The organism is Streptomyces sp. NBC_00654 (assembly GCF_026341775.1).
GTDB lineage: Bacteria > Actinomycetota > Actinomycetes > Streptomycetales > Streptomycetaceae > Streptomyces.
In genome coordinates this window covers 546,244-562,999 of sequence record NZ_JAPEOB010000001.1, presented here as the reverse complement: position 1 = coordinate 562,999, position 16,756 = coordinate 546,244, and the positions used below count along the sequence as shown (strand labels likewise).

14 protein-coding genes are annotated in these 16,756 nt (G+C 72.6%); 8 read left to right on the top strand and 6 right to left on the bottom strand.

Features of this window, described 5'->3' with window-relative positions; translation table 11 throughout:
* Nucleotides 1–39 precede the first annotated feature (39 nt).
* Together OHA98_RS02535 and OHA98_RS02530 are read left to right on the top strand one after the other, a co-directional pair.
* Nucleotides 40–636 (top strand): DJ-1/PfpI family protein, encoded by a 597-nt coding sequence (locus OHA98_RS02535; protein WP_266922461.1) that lies wholly within the window; start codon nt 40–42, stop codon nt 634–636.
* Entirely contained in the window at nt 633–1,154 is a 522-nt protein-coding gene (locus OHA98_RS02530; RefSeq protein WP_266922460.1) for a MarR family winged helix-turn-helix transcriptional regulator, read from the top strand. Before OHA98_RS02535 ends, OHA98_RS02530 begins: the two co-directional genes overlap by 4 nt.
* Before the next feature lie 22 nt (nt 1,155–1,176).
* Here the strand turns inward: OHA98_RS02530 and OHA98_RS02525 are convergent, their stop codons facing one another.
* Nucleotides 1,177–4,353, bottom strand: a complete 3,177-nt coding sequence (locus OHA98_RS02525) for an amino acid adenylation domain-containing protein (RefSeq protein WP_266922459.1) — start codon at nt 4,351–4,353, stop codon at nt 1,177–1,179.
* Nucleotides 4,354–4,468: 115 nt separating this feature from the next.
* Entirely contained in the window at nt 4,469–5,293 is an 825-nt protein-coding gene (locus OHA98_RS02520; RefSeq protein ID WP_266922458.1) for a mycofactocin-coupled SDR family oxidoreductase, read from the bottom strand.
* A gap of 195 nt (nt 5,294–5,488) precedes the next feature.
* Here OHA98_RS02520 and OHA98_RS02515 point away from each other — a divergent pair, with 195 nt between their 5' ends.
* Entirely contained in the window at nt 5,489–7,306 is a 1,818-nt protein-coding gene (locus tag OHA98_RS02515; RefSeq protein WP_266922457.1) for a serine/threonine-protein kinase, read from the top strand.
* A 25-nt stretch (nt 7,307–7,331) separates the two neighbouring features.
* Here OHA98_RS02515 and OHA98_RS02510 read toward each other — a convergent pair whose 3' ends face one another.
* The 3 genes from OHA98_RS02510 to OHA98_RS02500 are packed head-to-tail and all read right to left on the bottom strand — an operon-like array spanning nt 7,332 to nt 11,799.
* Entirely contained in the window at nt 7,332–8,930 is a 1,599-nt protein-coding gene (locus OHA98_RS02510) for a nickel transporter (RefSeq protein WP_266922456.1), read from the bottom strand.
* A complete protein-coding gene (locus OHA98_RS02505) occupies nt 8,927–10,294 on the bottom strand; it encodes a lipopolysaccharide assembly protein LapB (RefSeq protein WP_266922455.1) in 1,368 nt (455 codons plus the stop codon). The genes OHA98_RS02510 and OHA98_RS02505 overlap by 4 nt, the downstream gene beginning before the upstream one ends.
* Nucleotides 10,291–11,799, bottom strand: a complete 1,509-nt coding sequence (locus OHA98_RS02500) for a DUF4331 domain-containing protein (protein WP_266922454.1) — start codon at nt 11,797–11,799, stop codon at nt 10,291–10,293. The genes OHA98_RS02505 and OHA98_RS02500 overlap by 4 nt, the downstream gene beginning before the upstream one ends.
* A gap of 300 nt (nt 11,800–12,099) precedes the next feature.
* Between OHA98_RS02500 and OHA98_RS02495 the strand changes: the two genes are divergently transcribed.
* Both OHA98_RS02495 and OHA98_RS02490 read left to right on the top strand, forming a co-directional pair.
* Nucleotides 12,100–12,771 carry a hypothetical protein gene (locus OHA98_RS02495; RefSeq protein WP_266922453.1) on the top strand — a complete coding sequence of 224 codons (672 nt, stop codon included), beginning with the start codon at nt 12,100–12,102 and terminating at the stop codon, nt 12,769–12,771.
* Nucleotides 12,772–12,851: 80 nt separating this feature from the next.
* Nucleotides 12,852–13,493, top strand: coding sequence for a hypothetical protein (locus tag OHA98_RS02490; protein ID WP_266922452.1), 642 nt, complete (start codon nt 12,852–12,854; stop codon nt 13,491–13,493).
* Nucleotides 13,494–13,551: 58 nt separating this feature from the next.
* Here the strand turns inward: OHA98_RS02490 and OHA98_RS02485 are convergent, their stop codons facing one another.
* Nucleotides 13,552–13,959: a hypothetical protein gene (locus OHA98_RS02485; RefSeq protein WP_266922451.1), complete on the bottom strand. Its 408-nt coding sequence runs from the start codon at nt 13,957–13,959 to the stop codon at nt 13,552–13,554.
* A 154-nt stretch (nt 13,960–14,113) separates the two neighbouring features.
* Here OHA98_RS02485 and OHA98_RS02480 point away from each other — a divergent pair, with 154 nt between their 5' ends.
* From OHA98_RS02480 to OHA98_RS02470, 3 genes are all read left to right on the top strand, one after another.
* On the top strand, nt 14,114–14,950 hold the full coding sequence (locus OHA98_RS02480) for a helix-turn-helix transcriptional regulator (RefSeq protein ID WP_266922450.1): 837 nt from the start codon (nt 14,114–14,116) through the stop codon (nt 14,948–14,950).
* Nucleotides 14,947–15,183 carry a DUF397 domain-containing protein gene (locus tag OHA98_RS02475; protein WP_266922449.1) on the top strand — a complete coding sequence of 79 codons (237 nt, stop codon included), beginning with the start codon at nt 14,947–14,949 and terminating at the stop codon, nt 15,181–15,183. Before OHA98_RS02480 ends, OHA98_RS02475 begins: the two co-directional genes overlap by 4 nt.
* 98 nt (nt 15,184–15,281) lie before the next feature.
* The gene (locus tag OHA98_RS02470; protein WP_266922448.1) at nt 15,282–16,709 is read left to right on the top strand and encodes an FG-GAP repeat protein; all 1,428 of its coding nucleotides are present in this window, start codon (nt 15,282–15,284) and stop codon (nt 16,707–16,709) included.
* The last annotated feature ends 47 nt before the right edge of the window (nt 16,710–16,756 follow it).

Here is a 16,756-nt window from a genome sequence, read left to right as displayed (position 1 = left end):
TTATGACAGTATTCTGTCATAACGATTGAGGAGCTCACCATGACCGGCAAGACCGTTCACCTGGCCGTCTACGACACGTTCGCCGACTGGGAGACCGGGCACACCACCGCCCATCTCGCCCGGAACGGCTACACCGTGCGGACCGTGGCGGCGGGCACCGAGCCCGTCACCACCATGGGTGGCATGCGGGTCCTGCCCGACCTGACGCTCGACGCCCTCAGGCCCGAGGACAGCGCGTTGCTCATCCTCACCGGGGCCGACCTCTGGGACTCCGGGGACACCCTGGCCCCGTTCGCCGCCAAGGCCCGCGCCTTCCTCGCGGCGGGGGTGCCGGTCGCGGCGATCTGCGGAGCGACGGCCGGACTGGCCCGCGAAGGGCTGCTCGACGACCGGGCGCACACCAGCGCGGTCTCCTTCTACCTCGACGCCACGGGGTACGGAGGCGGCGAGCGGTACGTGGACACCGACGCGGTCACGGACGGCGGCCTGCTCGTGACGGCCGGACCGACGGAGCCGGTGGCCTTCGCACGGGAGGTTTTCGCCCTGCTCGGGGTGTACGAGCCGAAGAAGCTGGACGCCTGGTACCGGCTGTTCCACGACTCGGACGTGAGCGCGTTCGAGGTGCTGGAGGGATGAGCGGGGAACGGGACCGGGGCCGGGAGAACCAGGACCGGTTGAGCAGCGCCGCGCTCACGGCCTTCCGGCTCAACGGCCAGTTCCTCGGCGTCGCGGACGAGCTGGCCCGGCCGGGCGGGCTGACGGCGGCGTGGTGGCAGGTGCTGGGCGCGGTGCTGCACGAGCCGTTGCCGGTGGCCGGGATCGCGCGGGCGATGGGGATCACCCGGCAGAGCGTGCAGCGGATCGCGGACCTGCTGGTCACCAAGGGGCTCGCGGAGTACGCGCCGAACCCGGCCCACCGCCGGGCCAAGCTGCTCCGGCCCACCCGGGAGGGGCTGGCCTCGGTGGGCCGGATCAACCCCGGACACGCGGAGTTCGCGGAGCGGCTGGCCGAGGAGCTGGGCGAGGAGGGGTTCGCGCGGACGGTGGAGGCGCTGGAACGGCTGTCGGCAGCCCTGGACGTGGTGACGGCGGGCTCCCGGGCGGAGGGCCCGGCAGGGCCGGCGGCCGCTCCCCCGGACGCGCAGGCGGTTTGACCGGGTCACCGCACCGTCCGGGTCACTCCGAGCGGTCGGCGGCCAGTTGGCGGATGGTCGGGGACATGTACAGGTCGCGCATGGCGACCGTGAAGCCGCCGCCGTGCCGGCGCAGCGCCGCGCCGACCCGCATGGCCAGCAGCGAATTGCCGCCGAGGTCGAAGAAGTTGTCGTCCGGGCCGACGGCGACACCGAGCACGTCCTGCCAGATGCCGAGGAGGACGGTCGTGAACGCGTCGTCCCGGTCCCCGGCGCCCCGCGAGGGATCGGTGGCGGCACGGGAGGCCGGAGCAGCCACGGCGGCCACCGCCGGGCCGGGGGCCGGAAGCCTGCCCGTGTCGAGCTTGCCGTTCGTCGTCAGCGGCAGCCTGTCGAGCGCGGTGACCGTCGAGGGCACCATGTACTCGGGCAGGTACCTGGCCGCACGCTGCCGCACAGCGGCGGTGTCGTCCCCCTCCAGCACCACGAACGCGTCGAGCCGGGCGGTGGCCGGGTCCTCCGGATCGGTCCGGTTGAGCACGACGGCGGCCGCGCCGACCAGCGGGTCGTCCAGCAGCACCGCGCGGATCTCGTCCGGCTCGATGCGGAAGCCGCGCAGCTTGACCTGGTTGTCCAGCCGGCCGAGATGCTCCAGCCGGCCGTCCGGCAGCAGCCTGCCCCGGTCGCCGCTGCGGTACATCCGCTCCCCGGTGCGCGGATCGACGAGGAAGCGCCGCTCGGTGAGGTCCGGCCTGTTCAGGTAGCGCGACGCGACCCCGGCCCCGCCCACCAGGATCTCTCCGGCGACACCGACCGGCAATGGCCCGCCCTCGGGGTCGGCGACCCGCACCCACCAGCCGGGCAGGGGGTGCCCGACCGACCTCGATCCGGTGAGCGCTTCGGCCCGGGTGACGGTCTGCGCGGTCACATGCACCGTGGTCTCGGTGATGCCGTACATGTTGACCACCCGGCACGCGGTCTCCGGGTGCCGGTCGAACCAGGGCAGGAGCATGCGCGGTTCGAGGCCCTCACCGCCGAGAATCACCAGCCGTACGGGGACGGGACCGGGGCCCGCGCCGTCCCGCTCGGCGTCCACCAGGTGGGCGAAGGCCGACGGAGTCTGGCTGAGCACCGAGACCCGCTCCGTCACGAGCAGTCGGCGGAACTCCTCCGGCGAACGCGACACCCAGTACGGAACGACGACCAGTCGGCCACCGGTGAGCAGGCAGCCCCAGATCTCCCACACCGAGAAGTCGAAGGCGCTGGAGTGGAACAGCGTCCAGGTGTCGTCCTCTCCGAGGCCGAAGTCCCCGGCGGTGGCGGCCATCAGGCTGAGCACGTTCATGTGCGGGACCACCACCCCCTTGGGGCGGCCGGTCGAACCGGAGGTGTGGATGACGTACGCCGGGTCCTGCGGGCCGGTCGTCGAGGGCGGCGGTCCGTCGCACACCCCGGGGGCCAGCTTCGCGAGCGCGGCCGTACCGATCACCCGGACGTCCCCGCCGACAGGGAACTCCGCAGGGCCGAGGTCCGTGACGACTGTGGCCGGGGCGGCATCGGCGACGGTACGGACCAGCCGCTCCTGCGGGTACGCGGGGTCCATCGGCACATAGGCGGCGCCCGCCCTGAGCACGGCGAGCAGGGTGACGACGAGGTCGGCGGACCGCTCCAGACACACCCCGACCAGGTCGCCGTCCGCCACACCGATCCGGCGGAGCGCGTGCGCCAACCGATCGGCCCGGTCGACGAGTTCGCGGTAGGAGAGCTGAAGGCCGTCGAAGGACACGGCGACGGCGTCGGGGCGGGAGGCCGCGACGGCGGCGAGCACCGCGTCGATCCGTCCCGACGCGAACGACGGCAGCCGGACCGGCCGGGCTGACCGGGCTGACGGGCCGGGCGGGGCGAACCGGCCGAGGGCCGCCACTCCGTCCCGCTCCTCCTCGTCCAGCAGTTCCACGCGCACGACCGGGATGTCCGGCGATTCGGCGAGCATCCTGTGCACCCGGCGCACATGCCGGAGAAGCTGGTCGGCGATCCCGGGGTTCAGGGTCCGCGACGAGAAGTCGCAGCGCAGTTCCCGGTTGCGCGCGCTGTCACGCGCCACCGAGACGGTCACCGGGAACGGGGCGCGCTGGAACGGCCGGTACACGTGGTCCCCGCCGAGGTGATCACAGTCCCGCACGACGACGACCCCAACGGCGGGCCCGCCCGTGACGTCCCCGTCCCCGGCCGCCAGTTGCCGCCGAAGCTCCTCGGTGTGCCAGGCCGGACCGTCCGCCAGTCCCGCCCGGACGCGCTTGTCGACGGTGCCGAGCGTGCTCGCCGGGTCGGCGTCCACGGGTATCAGTGCTATCCCCTCGACGGCGTACGCTCCCATCGTTCCGGTGGCTTCAGAGGGGTCCGAGGGGTCCGAGGGGTCCGAGGGGTCCGAGGTGTCGGTGACCATCGCCGCGAGCACGGGCCGGGCAACGCCCTCGTAACGGGCGAGGACGATGCCCAGCGCGGCCACCCAGCTCTCGGTGTCGCCCGGCGGGTGATCGGCGGGCAGCGGCAGCACACGGGTTCCCGGCGTCTCCGGACCGTCCGGGGAACCGAGCCCCCAGTCCGTCCGCATCTCGAACCGGCATCCGGCGAGCGCGGCCGCTTGCGCGGCGGTGCCGGAACGCTTCCTCTCGCTCTCCCGCCCGGCGGCGGGTGCCAGGTCCGGGGCCGGGGCGCGGCCCAGCAGCGCGGCGGTGAAGCCGTGCAGCGCCTCGGCGCCGAGCACCGCGCGGTGCGCGATCACGACCAGTTCGGCCACGCCGTCGGCGTACTCCAGCAGCACGGCGCGCACCGCCGCGTCCCGGTGCGCCACCAGCGGCCGGGCGAGCTCCCGGCTCCGCCACCGTTCCGCGCCGGACGCGTCGGAGCGGCACGGCACCGGCTGCCGCCACAACCGGGCGGCCGAGCGGAACACCGCCGCCGTCCCGGTGGCGGGCGGAAGCGCGGCGGCCAGGGCGGCGAACCGCCCGGACAGCCCCTGCGGCCCCGACGGCCCGTTCCGCGGGTCCGGCCCACGGTCCAGGCCCGGCTCCCCGGTGCCGGTGAACCGTACGCACAACGCGTGGCACACCTCGCCGAGGGCTTCCCGGTCACTCCCCCGGACCCTGTCACCGGGGCGAACGACGGTGCGCCGCGCCGGAGTCAGAGCCTCGACGGCGCCCTGTTCAGAGATCGACACGAGTGTTTCCCCTCGGCTTGTCATTCATCACCAACGGATCCGGTGGGATCCTCCCGCCGGACGGCCCCCTGTGTGCGGGCGCGGCCCGCACGCGCCCGCACACCGCTCGCAGCCGTCACCGTGCGGTGAAGCCTCCGTCGACGGTGAGTACGGAGCCGGTCACCTGCCGGGACTCGTCCGAGGCGAGCCAGACGGCTGCCCCGGCCACGTCCTCCGGTTCGATCAGCGCGTTCATCGGCTGCGACTGGACAAACGTCTCCTCATGTCCGGCGACCGGGAGGTCGAGCGACCTCGCGATCTCGGAGAGCATCCGACCCTCGGCCGGGCCGTCGTCCCGGATCGACCCGGGACACAGGGCGTTGACCCGTACCTTCAGCGGCGCGTAGTCGAGCGCGGTCGCCCTGGTCAGGCCGATCAGCCCGTGTTTGGACGCCGTGTATCCGGCGAAGTTCCGGTATCCGACCAGACCGGCGGTGGAGGCGACGTTGATCACGCTGCCCGACCGCTGGGCGATCATCAGGGGGCCGACCACGGAGGTCATCCGCCAGGCACCGGACAGGTTGATGTCGAGCATCACCTGCCACTCGTCCTCGGTGACCTCATGGGCCGCCCTTCCCGAAGGCGCCGCGATCCCGGCGTTGTTGAGGAGCACGTCGACGCGGCCGAACCGCTCGACCGTCCGGTCCACGGCCGCGCGCAGCGCCGCGCGGTCGCGGACGTCGGCCTCGGCGGTGAGTACGGCGGCCCCCTGTTCACGGCACAGCTCCGCCGTGTACGCGAGCTGGCTCGCGGTACCCAGCGGGTAGGGAACGCCCTCGATGTCACCGCACACGTCGAGCAGCGCCAGATCGGCGCCCTCCCGGCCGAACGCCAGTGCACAGGCCCGGCCGACGCCCCGTGCGGCTCCCGTCACGATGACGGTCTTTCCCTGCAGGCGCACCCAGTCTCCTCACGTCGGGGCGGTCGGTGGCCCCGCGCTCCACCCGCTCCGCGACTCCCCGCCCGGAACCCTAAGGGCTGTCCCGCAGGATGTGTCCGCAGGACCTGTCGGGCCCTGGGCCCCGGGCCGGGGACCGGCGTCCGGCGCTATTCTCAAGCACGGTCTGCCACGGCCGTACGGGGGAGGAATCGCACCATGGAGCAGCTGAGGTCGGACGACCCGCACCGGATCGGGGCGTACCGGCTCCTGGGCCGCCTGGGAGAGGGCGGCATGGGCATGGTCTTTCTCGCCCGGTCCGACCGCGGCCGCACCGTCGCCCTCAAGCTCGTCCGCCGTGAACTGGCCGAACAGCCCGAGTTCCGCGCCCGGTTCCGCCAGGAGGTCCGCGCCGCCCATCGGGTGGGCGCGGCCTGGACCGCCCCGGTACTGGACGCCGACACCGAGGCCCCCGTCCCATGGGTCGCCACCGGCTATGTCGCCGGGCCCTCCCTCCAGCACATCGTCTCCGGCCGCCAGAGCGGGCCCGTGTCGGCCTCCGGGGCGTACGGCCCCCTGCCAGAACGCTCGGTCCAGCAGCTGGGGTCCGGTCTGGCCCACGCCCTCCAGCACATCCACGGCGCCGGGCTCATCCACCGCGACCTCAAGCCGTCCAACGTCCTGCTGACCATCGACGGCCCCCGGGTCATCGACTTCGGCATCGCCCGCGCCATGGAGTCCGTCGCCGACGGCGGCCTCACGCGCACCGGCGCACTGGTGGGATCGCCGGGCTTCATGGCCCCGGAGCAGGTACGCGGCGAGCGCGTGACCACCGCCTGCGATGTCTTCTGCCTCGGCTCCGTCCTCGCGTACGCGGCGACGGGCCGCCTGCCGTTCGGTTCCGCCGACAGCGGTGGCGTCCATGCCCTGATGTTCCGCATCGCGCACGCGGACCCGGACCTGACGGGCGTCCCGGTTGGCCTGGTCGAGGTGATCGCCGACTGCCTCGCCAAGGATCCGGCTGCGCGTCCGTCCACGGACGAGATCCTGGAGCGGCTGGGCGAGTCCGAGGCGACCGAGACCTGGCTCCCCGGCAGGCTCATCGCCCAACTCGGCCGCCATGCGGTGGAGTTGCTCGACTCCGAGGATCCGGAGCAGCCGCCCTCAGGGGCGAACGGCGGGGCGGACGGCGGGGCGGACGGCGGCGCGCAGGGTGGAGCGCGGGGTGGAGCGAACGGCGGGGCACCCACCCCACCGGCGTACCAGCGGACGGCCGACGGGCAGCAGAGCCGGCCCCACCATCAGCCCCACCAGGCCCAGCAGACGCACCCTCAGCCCCACCAGGCTCACCAGGCTCACCAGACCCACCAGGCCCGGACTCCCCTGCACCATCCTCAGCCTCACCCGAGTCCTCAGCCTCAGCCGAGTCCTCAGCCTCACCCGGGCCACCAGGCTCAGCAGGTGCACCACCAGACCTTCAGCCAGCCGTTCGCAACGACGTATCAGACCCCCGCCCCGCCACGGCGCCGCTCCGCCGGTTCCACCGTCGCCCTCGTGGTCGTCGCCCTGATCGTCGCCGTCGGGGCGGGCGGGTCCGTGTACGCCTTCATGAACGGCAAGGGCACCGGCGCCACCACCTCGGCCGACTCCCCTTCCCCGGACGCGAAGAACGGCGACGGCCACGTCCCCGGCGACTACATAGGCACCTGGACCGGCACCATCGACGGCGCCTCCGGACCGTCGACCCGCCGCCTCGTCATCCGGCAGGGCGGGGTGGGCGACCCCGTCCTCTCCCTGACGGCGGACGGCCCGCTGGCCTCCGGCGGTACGTACCACTGTGTGTTCAAGGCCCCGCTGGCGGAAAAGCCCGCCTCCGACGACCAGGTCCGCATCGGCCCCTCCACCGTCTCCGAGGGCGAGCCCTCGACCTCGTGCAGCCCCGGCCGGGCCACCGATCTGACCCTGCTCCCGGACGGCACCCTGCGCCGGGCGACCGCCGGAACCGACGAGAGCCTCGTCTACACGAAGTCCGAGTGACCCTCCCCGCACGCCACGAGCCCCCTCACAGCAGGCTGCGCGCCGTCAGACCGATGCCGACCGCCAGAACCGCCACGGCCGTCAGGACCGCGCCGTACGGGGTGTAGCGGCGCAGCGCCGGGAGCCGCCGCTCACCCAGCGCCGCGAGCCTGCCCCCGCCTCCGGCGAGCAGCAGCCCGGCGGAGGTCAGGGTGAGCGCCATGCCCAGGCCGTAGGCGACGACCAGCAGCACGCCGAAGTACGTACGGCTCAGCGCGATCGCGCCCAGCAGGACGACGAGCGCGGAGGGGCTGGGGACCAGACCGCCCGCGAGCCCGACACCGAGCAGCGCGGGAAGCCCCTTGCGACGGCCCGCAGAACCCTGTTCGTGACGGTGCCCGTGATCGTGCTCGTGCTCGTGCTCGTGCGCATGCTCACCCCCGTGCGCATGCTCACCCCCGTGCCCGTGCCCGTGATGACCGTCGTGAGGGTGAGGGTGAGGGTGATCGTGATGGTGGTGCCCGTGCAGCAGGCGGCCCGAGCCGCCCCCCGACCGCACGCCCCGCACCGCCGACACCACCAGCACCGTTCCCAGCACCGCGAGCACCATCCCGCTCACCGCGCCCAGCCGGCCCAGCAGTTGCTCCCCCAGGAGCCCGCCGCCCGCTGTCAGCGCGAGGCCCATCACGAGCACCCCGGCCGTGTGCGTCACGGTCACCGTCGCGCCCACCGCGACCGCCGCCCGTACGCCGCCCTCCCGGCGGGCCAGACAGGCGGCCACCGCGAGCTTGGCGTGGCCCGGGAGTGCCGCGTGGCCCGCACCCAGCAGCAGAGTCAGCAGCACCGCCAGCAGACCGACCGGCAGGGTGAGATCACGGCCCGCCATGAGGTCGGTGAGCCGGTTCTCCAGGGCGGGGAAGAGCACCGCACCCCGGTCCACCGCCCCCGCGCCCGGCGCCTCGTCCGCCCCCGCGCCCCCGCCCGCGACCGCTCCGGGACCGGGCGCGCCCGCCCCCGCGCCCCCCGGTTCCGTACGCAGCGTCGCGGCCACCACGGCCGAGGGCTCGTCGCCGCCGTTCGCCGGGTAGCGGCGCAGCACGCCGCTCGGGCTGGTCGCGGGCACCGGGGAAGCCGTCACCCGCACACCCGCCCCCGCGACCGCCGTGATCTCCTTCCAGCCCGTGCGCGACGCGTCCGCCGACGAGGCGAACGTGATCGCTGCGGGTGCCGACAGGTCCGCATCGGCCCGCAGCACACAGGTCAGCCGCGCCACGGACAGACCGGCCGCACCGTCGGCGTACGTGAGGTGCGCTCTCCGCACCCGCCAGTCGAGCCGCTGCCCGTCCACCGAAGCCCGGGTCCGGCGGGCCAGGTCCGCACAGCGGCCGGCGGCCCGCGCGGTGGCCTCGCGGCGCGAGACGGACCCGTCGTGGTCGGTGTCCGTGGCGTCGGCGTCCTGTGCGGTGGGGATCTCCGCGCTGTCGACGACCGCCGTGTCCTCGATCGCGTCCCGGGTCAGGCGAAGCCCGTCGTGGTGGTTGACGCTGAAGTTGCCCAAGGGGTGTGCGAGAGCCGGAGGGGCTGCCGCGAGCGCCAGCAGGATCGCGGCGGGCAGGACAGCCGCAGCCCGGCGTGGATGGCTCATGTCCGGCTCAGCTCCTCGGCGCGCGGCGCGTGGTACGGGGAGAAGCGCGGGTTCAGCGCCAGCGCCTCGCGCAGGTGGCCGGTGGCTCCGGGCAGTCCGAGCGCGTGCTCGATCGCTCCCAGGTGGTAGCGGAACAGGGCGTTCTTCCACCCGGTCGCGGACGCCCTGCGCGCGTACTCCATCGCCTCCGCGTTCCGTCCGTCCCGGTGCAGTGCCCATGCCAGCGCGTCGGCGGCGATCACACCGCGGGTGTGCTTCCACTCGCGGCGCATCAGCTCCACCGCGACGGCCGGGTCACCGTGGTCGGCCGCGTACAGCGCGACGTGCGGATCGACGGGTCCGCCGTCCGCCCGCGACAGCCGTACCTGCGCGTCCAGCGCGGCCCGCTCCCCACCACTGCCGCTGTCACTGCCGCTGTCACTGCCGCTCTCACTGCCGCTGCCACTGCCTTCTCTGCCGCCGTCCGCCGAACGCCTCAACTCCACGGCTTCCAGGAGGAACTGCGGCAGCGGGGTCCGGTCCAGCAGCCGTTCGTACGCGGCCATCGCCTCGTCCGTCCGCCCGCGTGCGGCGAGCACCCTGGCCGTGCCGGCCTGCGCGTAGGGGTGGCCGGGTACGGCGTCCAGGGCACGCCGGTAGTGCTTCTCCGCCCGGCCGACCGCGCCCCGGGACCAGGCGAGGTCGCCCAGCCGGGCTTCCGCGAAGGCCCGTTCGTCACGCGTGGCGGAGCTGTCCACGGCCCGTTGGAGAGCGATGGCGGCGTCCTCGGGACGGCCGTTCGTCTCCAGGTCGTAGGCGGCCCTGCTGTACGCCGCCGAGGCCGGGGCGAGGTCCAGCATCCGCTGCACGGCGGTGCGGGCCGCCGGGTAGTGGCCGAGCTGGATCTCCGCGTCGGCCAGGATCGCGTACCCGTCGGGCCGGTCCGGGGCCATCCCGGTGGCCCTCAGCGCGTGTGCGCGCCCCTCGGTGAACTCGTGCCGGGCGTTGGCCAGCAGCCCCTGTCCGGTGAGCGCGGCGTAGTTGTCCGTGCCGTCGAGGTCCAGCGAACGGCGCAGGGCCCTCCCGGCCGCGTCCAGCCGCGCCGCGTCCAGCGTGGTGCGGGCCGCCTCGATCTCGGCGTGGCCGAGGGCGGCCCAGACGGTGGGGTCGTCGGGGTACGCCCGCGTGCGCTCGCGTGCGGCCTCGACCGCGCCACCCGCGCCCCCGGCTCCCCCCGCCCCGCCCGCCGCAGCGGTCGCGGCGGGCGGGGCGGCGGCCGGGGCGTCCGCCGAGGGCCGGCCGGTGCCGGGCCCCAGGTACAGGAGGCCCGCCACACAGCCGGTCACGGCCACGGCGCCGGCCGCCCCGGTGATCAGACCCCTCACGGGCCCGCGTGCGGGAGGTTGACGTAGGGGAACGTCGCCCGCGCGTCGGCGGGTTCGAGGCGCACGATCGGGTCCGGCAGCAGACCGCGTGCGGACGGGCCCGCCGGTTCGCCCTCCAGCATGCGGATCAGCGGTCCGTCGATGTTGTCGTTCAGACGGCGGCCGTTGGGGAAGCCCTGGAGGTCACCGTCGAGGACCCCGTGTGCCTGGGGATCGGCGGTGACGGGCGTGGTGAGGTTGAGGCGGAGCTGCTCGGCGAGCACGATGCGCGAGGCGTCCGCATCGCCGTTCAGGGCATGGCTGTTGAGGTCGAACCCGAACAGCGAACCGTTGCCCTTGGCGATCCCCTTCATGAAGAGCGCCTGGATGTCACGGCGCGGGGTGGCCGGAGCCTTGCGCCCCTGCGCCGCCTCGATCCGGTGCGGCGGCGCCGGGTCGAGCATCGCGGCGACGAAGGCGTCGTCCAGGTGATCGTCCTTCGGGGCACGGGCCTGGAACCGGTCCTCGGGCCCGCCGGGCTTCGACAGGCCGATCGTCGAGCCGTAGACCGCGAACGCGAGGTGCGGGGTGCCGTTGCGGGAGACCTGCCGGTACGAGGGCGCCTGGGCGGCCAGACCGCTGCCGAGGTCGGCGCCCTGGCGCGAGACGGTCGACCAGACGCCGATGACCGGGTTGCGCTCGGCGTCGCCGTTCAGCGCCACCTCGCTCTTGGGCACCTGGAGCACCAGGCTGTTCACATTGAGCGCCGACAGCGGCTGGGCGTCGGGCAGCCAGCCGGGCACCGGGCCCGAGGTGCCGACGGTGAACAGCCCGAACACCTGGGTGTCCGCCTTGAACGAGTCCGCCGCCTGGGTGGCGACCGTACGGCCGCCGCCCGGCAGATCACGGGTCGCCTGGGCGCGCAGCCTGCCGTAGTCGGGCATCAGCACACGGCCGGTGTTGGTGGGCGAGGCGATGGCGTCGCGCAGCAGTGTCCTGCTCGTGCCGTCCGCCGCGACCTTCTCCAGCGTGTACTTCTGCCGGACCCCCAGCGAACGGTCCTCCAGCGAGGTCACCGGTAGCGGGCCGACCTTCGGACCCATCCCGAACGGCCGGCGGTCCTCGTCGCGGAACGTCCAGCGGTACGTGGCGTCCGGCGCCCCGTCCCCGTCGGCGTCCGTGTGGATCTCGTACCGCGCCCCGGTGGCGAACGGGAAGTCCACCAGGGCGTTCGCGGCGGTCCCCGGCACCTGGAACGGCCGGACATTGGCGATCAGGGTCACCATGTCGGTGTCGTCGGGGCTGGTGAAGGCATAGACGTCGGTGATGTCCGCCGGGGCGTCGGACACGGACGACGGTGCGTCGATGTGGCCGCCCGCCTCCCCGGTCCCGGTGAGCGGGCCCGCGACGGACGCGGCCGCCAGGGCGGCGACGGAGGCGGCGAGCGCGCAGAGCCTGCGGCGCGAGAAGCGCGGCTCAGGACGCGGAAGTCTGTTGAATCCGGGAGCTTCGTCCGGTCCGGACATGCGGATCTCCAGTGCTGGGTGTGGGGGGAGTCGAGCCGCACCAGGGTGATCGTTTCGCCGGTCTCCACGCGACCTTCTCACCCCCAAGGCACCCAGTCGCGTGCAGTTTTCCGTCTATGGGGTGAGCCGCGGTTTGATCTTCGGCTCGACTATGCATGGATGGACCTGCCCCAACAGGAGGCCGGGCGTTCCTCGGTCTCGCCGACCTCCGACGAACTCGGCCTGCCCCCCACCCTGTTGGGCGCACCGCGGACCGGATCTCCGGCTCCGCCCCTTCCCCCCACACACAGAAGAAGGTCAATGACCATGCACGGATTCCGCCGCCTCACCGTCCTCGCCGCCGTGGCCGCCCTCGCACTCCCGCTGGGGATGACCTCCGCCGGAGCCTCCGCCCCGCAGCAGGCCGCGGCCGCCCCCAGGACCGCCGTCGCGGCACCGTTCCCGGGCGCGTACATCTCCCCGTGGGGCGACGCGCAGGTCGCCCTGAGCGACGAGGCCATCGACTGGATGAAGCGCGAGGGCATCACGCTGGATGCCATCGGCCCGTTCGCCATGGACAAGGACGCCCGCGGCTTCTCCATGCCGATCGGCTCGACCGCGGGTGACGGCCTCGACTCCCAGGGCCGGATCTTCTACCCGGGCGGCCTGAACTTCCGCCACGCGGCCTCCGGCAAGACCATCACCCTCAAGCCGACCTACATCCGCGTGATGCCGACCCCGGCCTACTCGGCGGGCGTCCTGGTCGACGGCGTGCCGTTCGACGACGAGGTCACGATCGCGGAGTCCACCTATGTGGAGGTGATGGCCGGGGCCCGTCCCAGCCTCACCGGCTTCCGCATCAAGCAGGCGCCGTTCTACATGACGGAAGAGGCGTCGAGCATCTTCGCCTCCGTGACCGGCGGCGAAGCACCGCGTGTCGGCTCGCTCTTCGGCACCCTGACGCCGAACTTCGACTACGTCCCCACCAAGTAGTCACCACTCTTCCTCCTCGGAACCGGACAGCGGCAGTACGACGTCCCCCGTCGTGCTGCCGTTGTCGTCTTGTGGGGGGCATGCGTCACATGTGGTCCGTCCTGGGGATTCTCTTCGCCGCCGCGCCCCTGGTCGTCTGGAGGATGCTCTCCCGCAGCCGTGGCGTCGGCCTGACCGTGGGCGGGTTCCTGCTGGCCGAGGCGTGCCTGCTGGTCGCCGCCCAGCAGTCCTGGCTGGACATACCCAGGGCCGACGCCCACCTCATCCACACGGTCCTCGCCCCGATCATCATCGCGTTCGGCGCGATCCTGGAGCACGGCGAGAAGGGCCCCGGCCCGGCGGACTGGATCCCCCGGCGCAACGGCGCCATCGGCTTCCTGGGCATGCAGTTCGCCCTCGTCCTGGTGGCCTCCCTGCTGTACGTCGTACTCAACAGCGAGGGTTCCGACGCCCCGCCCGCCGACGCGGTCCCCCCACTGCCCGCCGGCCTCACCATCGAGTCACAGGGCACCGGCTGCGGGTCCGGCGGCTGCTACCGCACGGTGCGGATCGGCAGCAAGGACAACCTGTCCCGCCAGGAGATCATCCGCCGCCTGAACCGCCCCCACGAGACCTGCCGCCCCAACGGCTGGCTCCTGGACCGGCGAGACCTGTGCATCGGCGTCACGGACAACGGCCAGTACCCGGTGCTCTACATCAGCCTCAGCAACCTGATCGACTGAGCGCGGCCCACCGCCATCACCCGCCGCACGCTTCCCGCGCCTCCCGCGCTTCCCGCCACTACCCGAGCAGCAGGCACGCGGCGTTCAACAGGATCAGCGTGTGGACGAACCTGCCGGGGTACGTCGGCGGGTACCGCCACGAGATCGGCCAGGTCCGGCCGAGCAGCGCCGGGACGGGTACGTAGCTGATGGACCCGGCCGCCGCGTTGAAGGGCAGCACACCCTTCGGCCACGCCCGTCTCACCGTCGTACCGGCCGGAACGAGGAAGTACACCGCCCGCCGCCCGTTCGCCTCGGTGACGACCGGCCCCGGCTCGCCCCCGACGATGGCCTCCATCAGGTCGGCCAGCCGCCTCCCGTCGTCGCCGTCGACACGGACGGCGTCGAATTGCACGCCCGCTTTGCGGAGCTGGAAGCCGGAGTCCGGGATCCACTCAATGTTCAGCCCACGATTCGGTGCATTCACGAGACGATTGTGACGCCGATCACCTAGCGTTTTCCACAACTGGCGAGGGGCGTCGCACACCCGTTGACCTGCGCGAACTCGCCCGAGTTTTAGTTGAGTTCCGCATCATCGAGTAGTGACCGGTTGAGTTCGGTTGAGTCGGAAAGAGATCGACATGGCGAGTGCGCAGAACAGGGAATCGGCCAGTCCAACGGTCAGGCTGGTGGCCGATCTCGCCAGAATGGCGCGTGTCCGAAAGGGCCTGACCCAGGAGCAACTGGGCAAGCAGACCGGCTACTCGGCGGCGGCGATCAGCGCGATGGAAACCTGTGCCCAGCCCGCGAGCGACCATCTGCTGATGAAGCTGGAGGAGGTGGTCGGGGACGGCATGGGCACCTTCGAGCAGGCGCGGCAGTACATGCGGATGGAGGCGTACCCGCCGCAGTTCAAGAACTACGCGCCACTGGAGCAGACAGCCGTAAGCCTCCACTTGTGCTCGATGCAGGTCGTGCACGGCCTGTTCCAGACGGAGGAATACGCGAGGGCACTGATCGGCGGCAGCTTCCCGCCGCTGCCCGAGCAGCGGGTGGAGCAACTGGTGAAGGGCCGCGTCATCCGCAAGGAGCTGTTCGACCGGGACCCGATGCCGATGATCGAGCTGATCCTCGAAGAGTCCGTGCTCACCCGGGTCATCGGCAACGAGATGATCATGCGCGAACAGATGCGGTACCTGGTGGAGTGCGCACAGCGTCGCAACGTCACGCTCTACGTGCTGCCGCTGAACGCCGGGACGTTCGGGGAGTACGCGGGTGATCGCGGCGAGATGACCCTGGTGGAAACACCGGAGCACCAGCACCTCGTTTACCTGGAGCCCCAGGACGAGAGTCTGCTGATCAGCGACCCGGCAAAGGTAAGTACATACGCCCAGCGTTATGCGAAGATCCGATCACAGGCCCTGGGTCCTCGTGAATCGCTGGACCTCATCATGCGGTTGGCAGGAGTAGAGGAATGAGCGACACCCTTCGGTGGTTCACGTCCAGCTACAGCGGATCCAGCGGAGGCGAGTGCGTCGAAGTCGCCTACGACTGGCGCACGTCCTCCTACAGCAGCGGCAGCGGAGGCGAGTGCGTCGAGGTGGCCACCTGCCCCCACGCCGTCCACGTCCGGGACTCCAAGGTCCACGAGGGCCCCACGTTCACCGTCGCCCCCGACGCCTGGTCGGCGTTTCTCACCTGGGCGAACTGAGCGAATCGCCCTCCGCTTCCCGATTGCGGGAGCGTGATCGTTCGTGGCTGAATGCCCTCACAACACTGGATCTCTCAGGGGTGGGGGCAACAAACACCATGGCTGGACACGCTTCACGTACCAGACGTATCGCCGCGCTGGCCGCGATGACCGCCGTCGCGGCCGGGCTGTCCGGGGGGACGGTTCACGCGGCGCCGATGCCCGTACCGCAGGACATCAACGGGGACGGGTACCGGGACCTCGTCGTCCCCGCGCCCGGGGCCGCCGTGAAGGGCCTCGACTACGCCGGGTCCGTCGTCGTCCTCTACGGCTCGGCCAAGGGCGTTTCCGCCGCCAAGCGGGCGGTGATCAGCCAGAGTTCGCCGGGGGTGCCGGGGGCCGCCGAGGCGGGAGACATGTTCGGCGCGTCCGCGTCGCTGGCCGACCTGGACCGGGACGGGTTCGCCGACCTGGTGGTGGGGGCGCCGGGCGAGAGCATCGGTTCCGCGACGTCGGCGGGATCGGCCACCGTTCTGTGGGGCAGCAAGCAGGGCCTGGTGTCCGGGGCCGCGCTGCCGGCACGGGTGGAGAAGAACGGGCAGGCCGGCCGGGACGTGGCCGCCTGGGCGGGACCGGACGGCACGTCGGTCCTGGTCGTCAACGACAACACCACCACGCGGCTGACCGGCCCGTTCACCCGCGCGGGGAAGGTGGGTGCGTCCACGCTGCACGACGAGACCGGTTGGATGCGCTCCGCCACGTTCGGCGACCTGAACGGGGACCGGGCGGCGGACCGGGTGCTGGTCAGCGGCCGGATGGGCGGGTGGAGCGGCGGACTCGCGTACGTGAACTCCGCGTTGAGCGACCCCTTGCAGTCGACCCACAGGATGAAGGGCGGCGACGGCCTCACCCCGGTGATCGGGGATGTCAACGGGGACGGCTACGGGGATCTGGTCCTCGGCGACCCCGACGAACCGGATGCCGTCGAGGGGCCCTTCGGCCACCTCGGCGGTGCGGTGCACGTGTGGTTCGGGTCCGCCAAGGGTGTCTCGTACGACAAGGCGCCCATGACCATCCACCAGGACACGGCAGGGGTGCCGGGCGGCGGTGAGCGGTACGACAGGTTCGGCGCCTCCGTGGCCGTCGCCGACCTGAACCGGGACGGGCTCGACGACATCGTCGTGGGTTCGCCCGGTGAGGGCATCGGCACGAAGCAGGCGGCGGGGGCCGTGGTCGTCGTACCCGGTCTCCGTACGGGACAACTCGGGGCGGGCTCCTACAGCTTCACGCAGAACACCGCCGGGGTTCCGGGCGGGGCCGAGGAGCGGGACGAGTTCGGCTGCACGGTCACGGCCTCCGACCTCACCCGTGACGCCCGGCCCGAACTGGCCGTCGGAGCCTGCTGGGAGGACGGCCGGGGCGCGGTGTGGGTGCTCCCGGGAGGGGCGACGAAGCCGGTGTTCACGTCGTCGGTCTCGTTCGGGACGGCGCAGCTCGGGCTGCCCTCGATCTCGGGAACCCTCCTCGGCGGCGACCACCAGCAGTAGTAGCGGCGTCCTTTCCAGCAACGTCCGCGACACCAGCAACGCCCGCA

Coding starts and splice junctions, on each gene's coding strand:
- OHA98_RS02535 (WP_266922461.1), top strand. CDS start 40: ATGACCGGCAAGACCGTTCACCTGGCCGTCTACGACACGTTCGCCGAC.
- OHA98_RS02530 (WP_266922460.1), top strand. CDS start 633: ATGAGCGGGGAACGGGACCGGGGCCGGGAGAACCAGGACCGGTTGAGC.
- OHA98_RS02515 (WP_266922457.1), top strand. CDS start 5,489: ATGGAGCAGCTGAGGTCGGACGACCCGCACCGGATCGGGGCGTACCGG.
- OHA98_RS02510 (WP_266922456.1), bottom strand. CDS start 8,930: ATGAGCCATCCACGCCGGGCTGCGGCTGTCCTGCCCGCCGCGATCCTG.
- OHA98_RS02500 (WP_266922454.1), bottom strand. CDS start 11,799: ATGTCCGGACCGGACGAAGCTCCCGGATTCAACAGACTTCCGCGTCCT.
- OHA98_RS02495 (WP_266922453.1), top strand. CDS start 12,100: ATGACCATGCACGGATTCCGCCGCCTCACCGTCCTCGCCGCCGTGGCC.
- OHA98_RS02490 (WP_266922452.1), top strand. CDS start 12,852: ATGCGTCACATGTGGTCCGTCCTGGGGATTCTCTTCGCCGCCGCGCCC.
- OHA98_RS02480 (WP_266922450.1), top strand. CDS start 14,114: ATGGCGAGTGCGCAGAACAGGGAATCGGCCAGTCCAACGGTCAGGCTG.
- OHA98_RS02475 (WP_266922449.1), top strand. CDS start 14,947: ATGAGCGACACCCTTCGGTGGTTCACGTCCAGCTACAGCGGATCCAGC.
- OHA98_RS02470 (WP_266922448.1), top strand. CDS start 15,282: ATGGCTGGACACGCTTCACGTACCAGACGTATCGCCGCGCTGGCCGCG.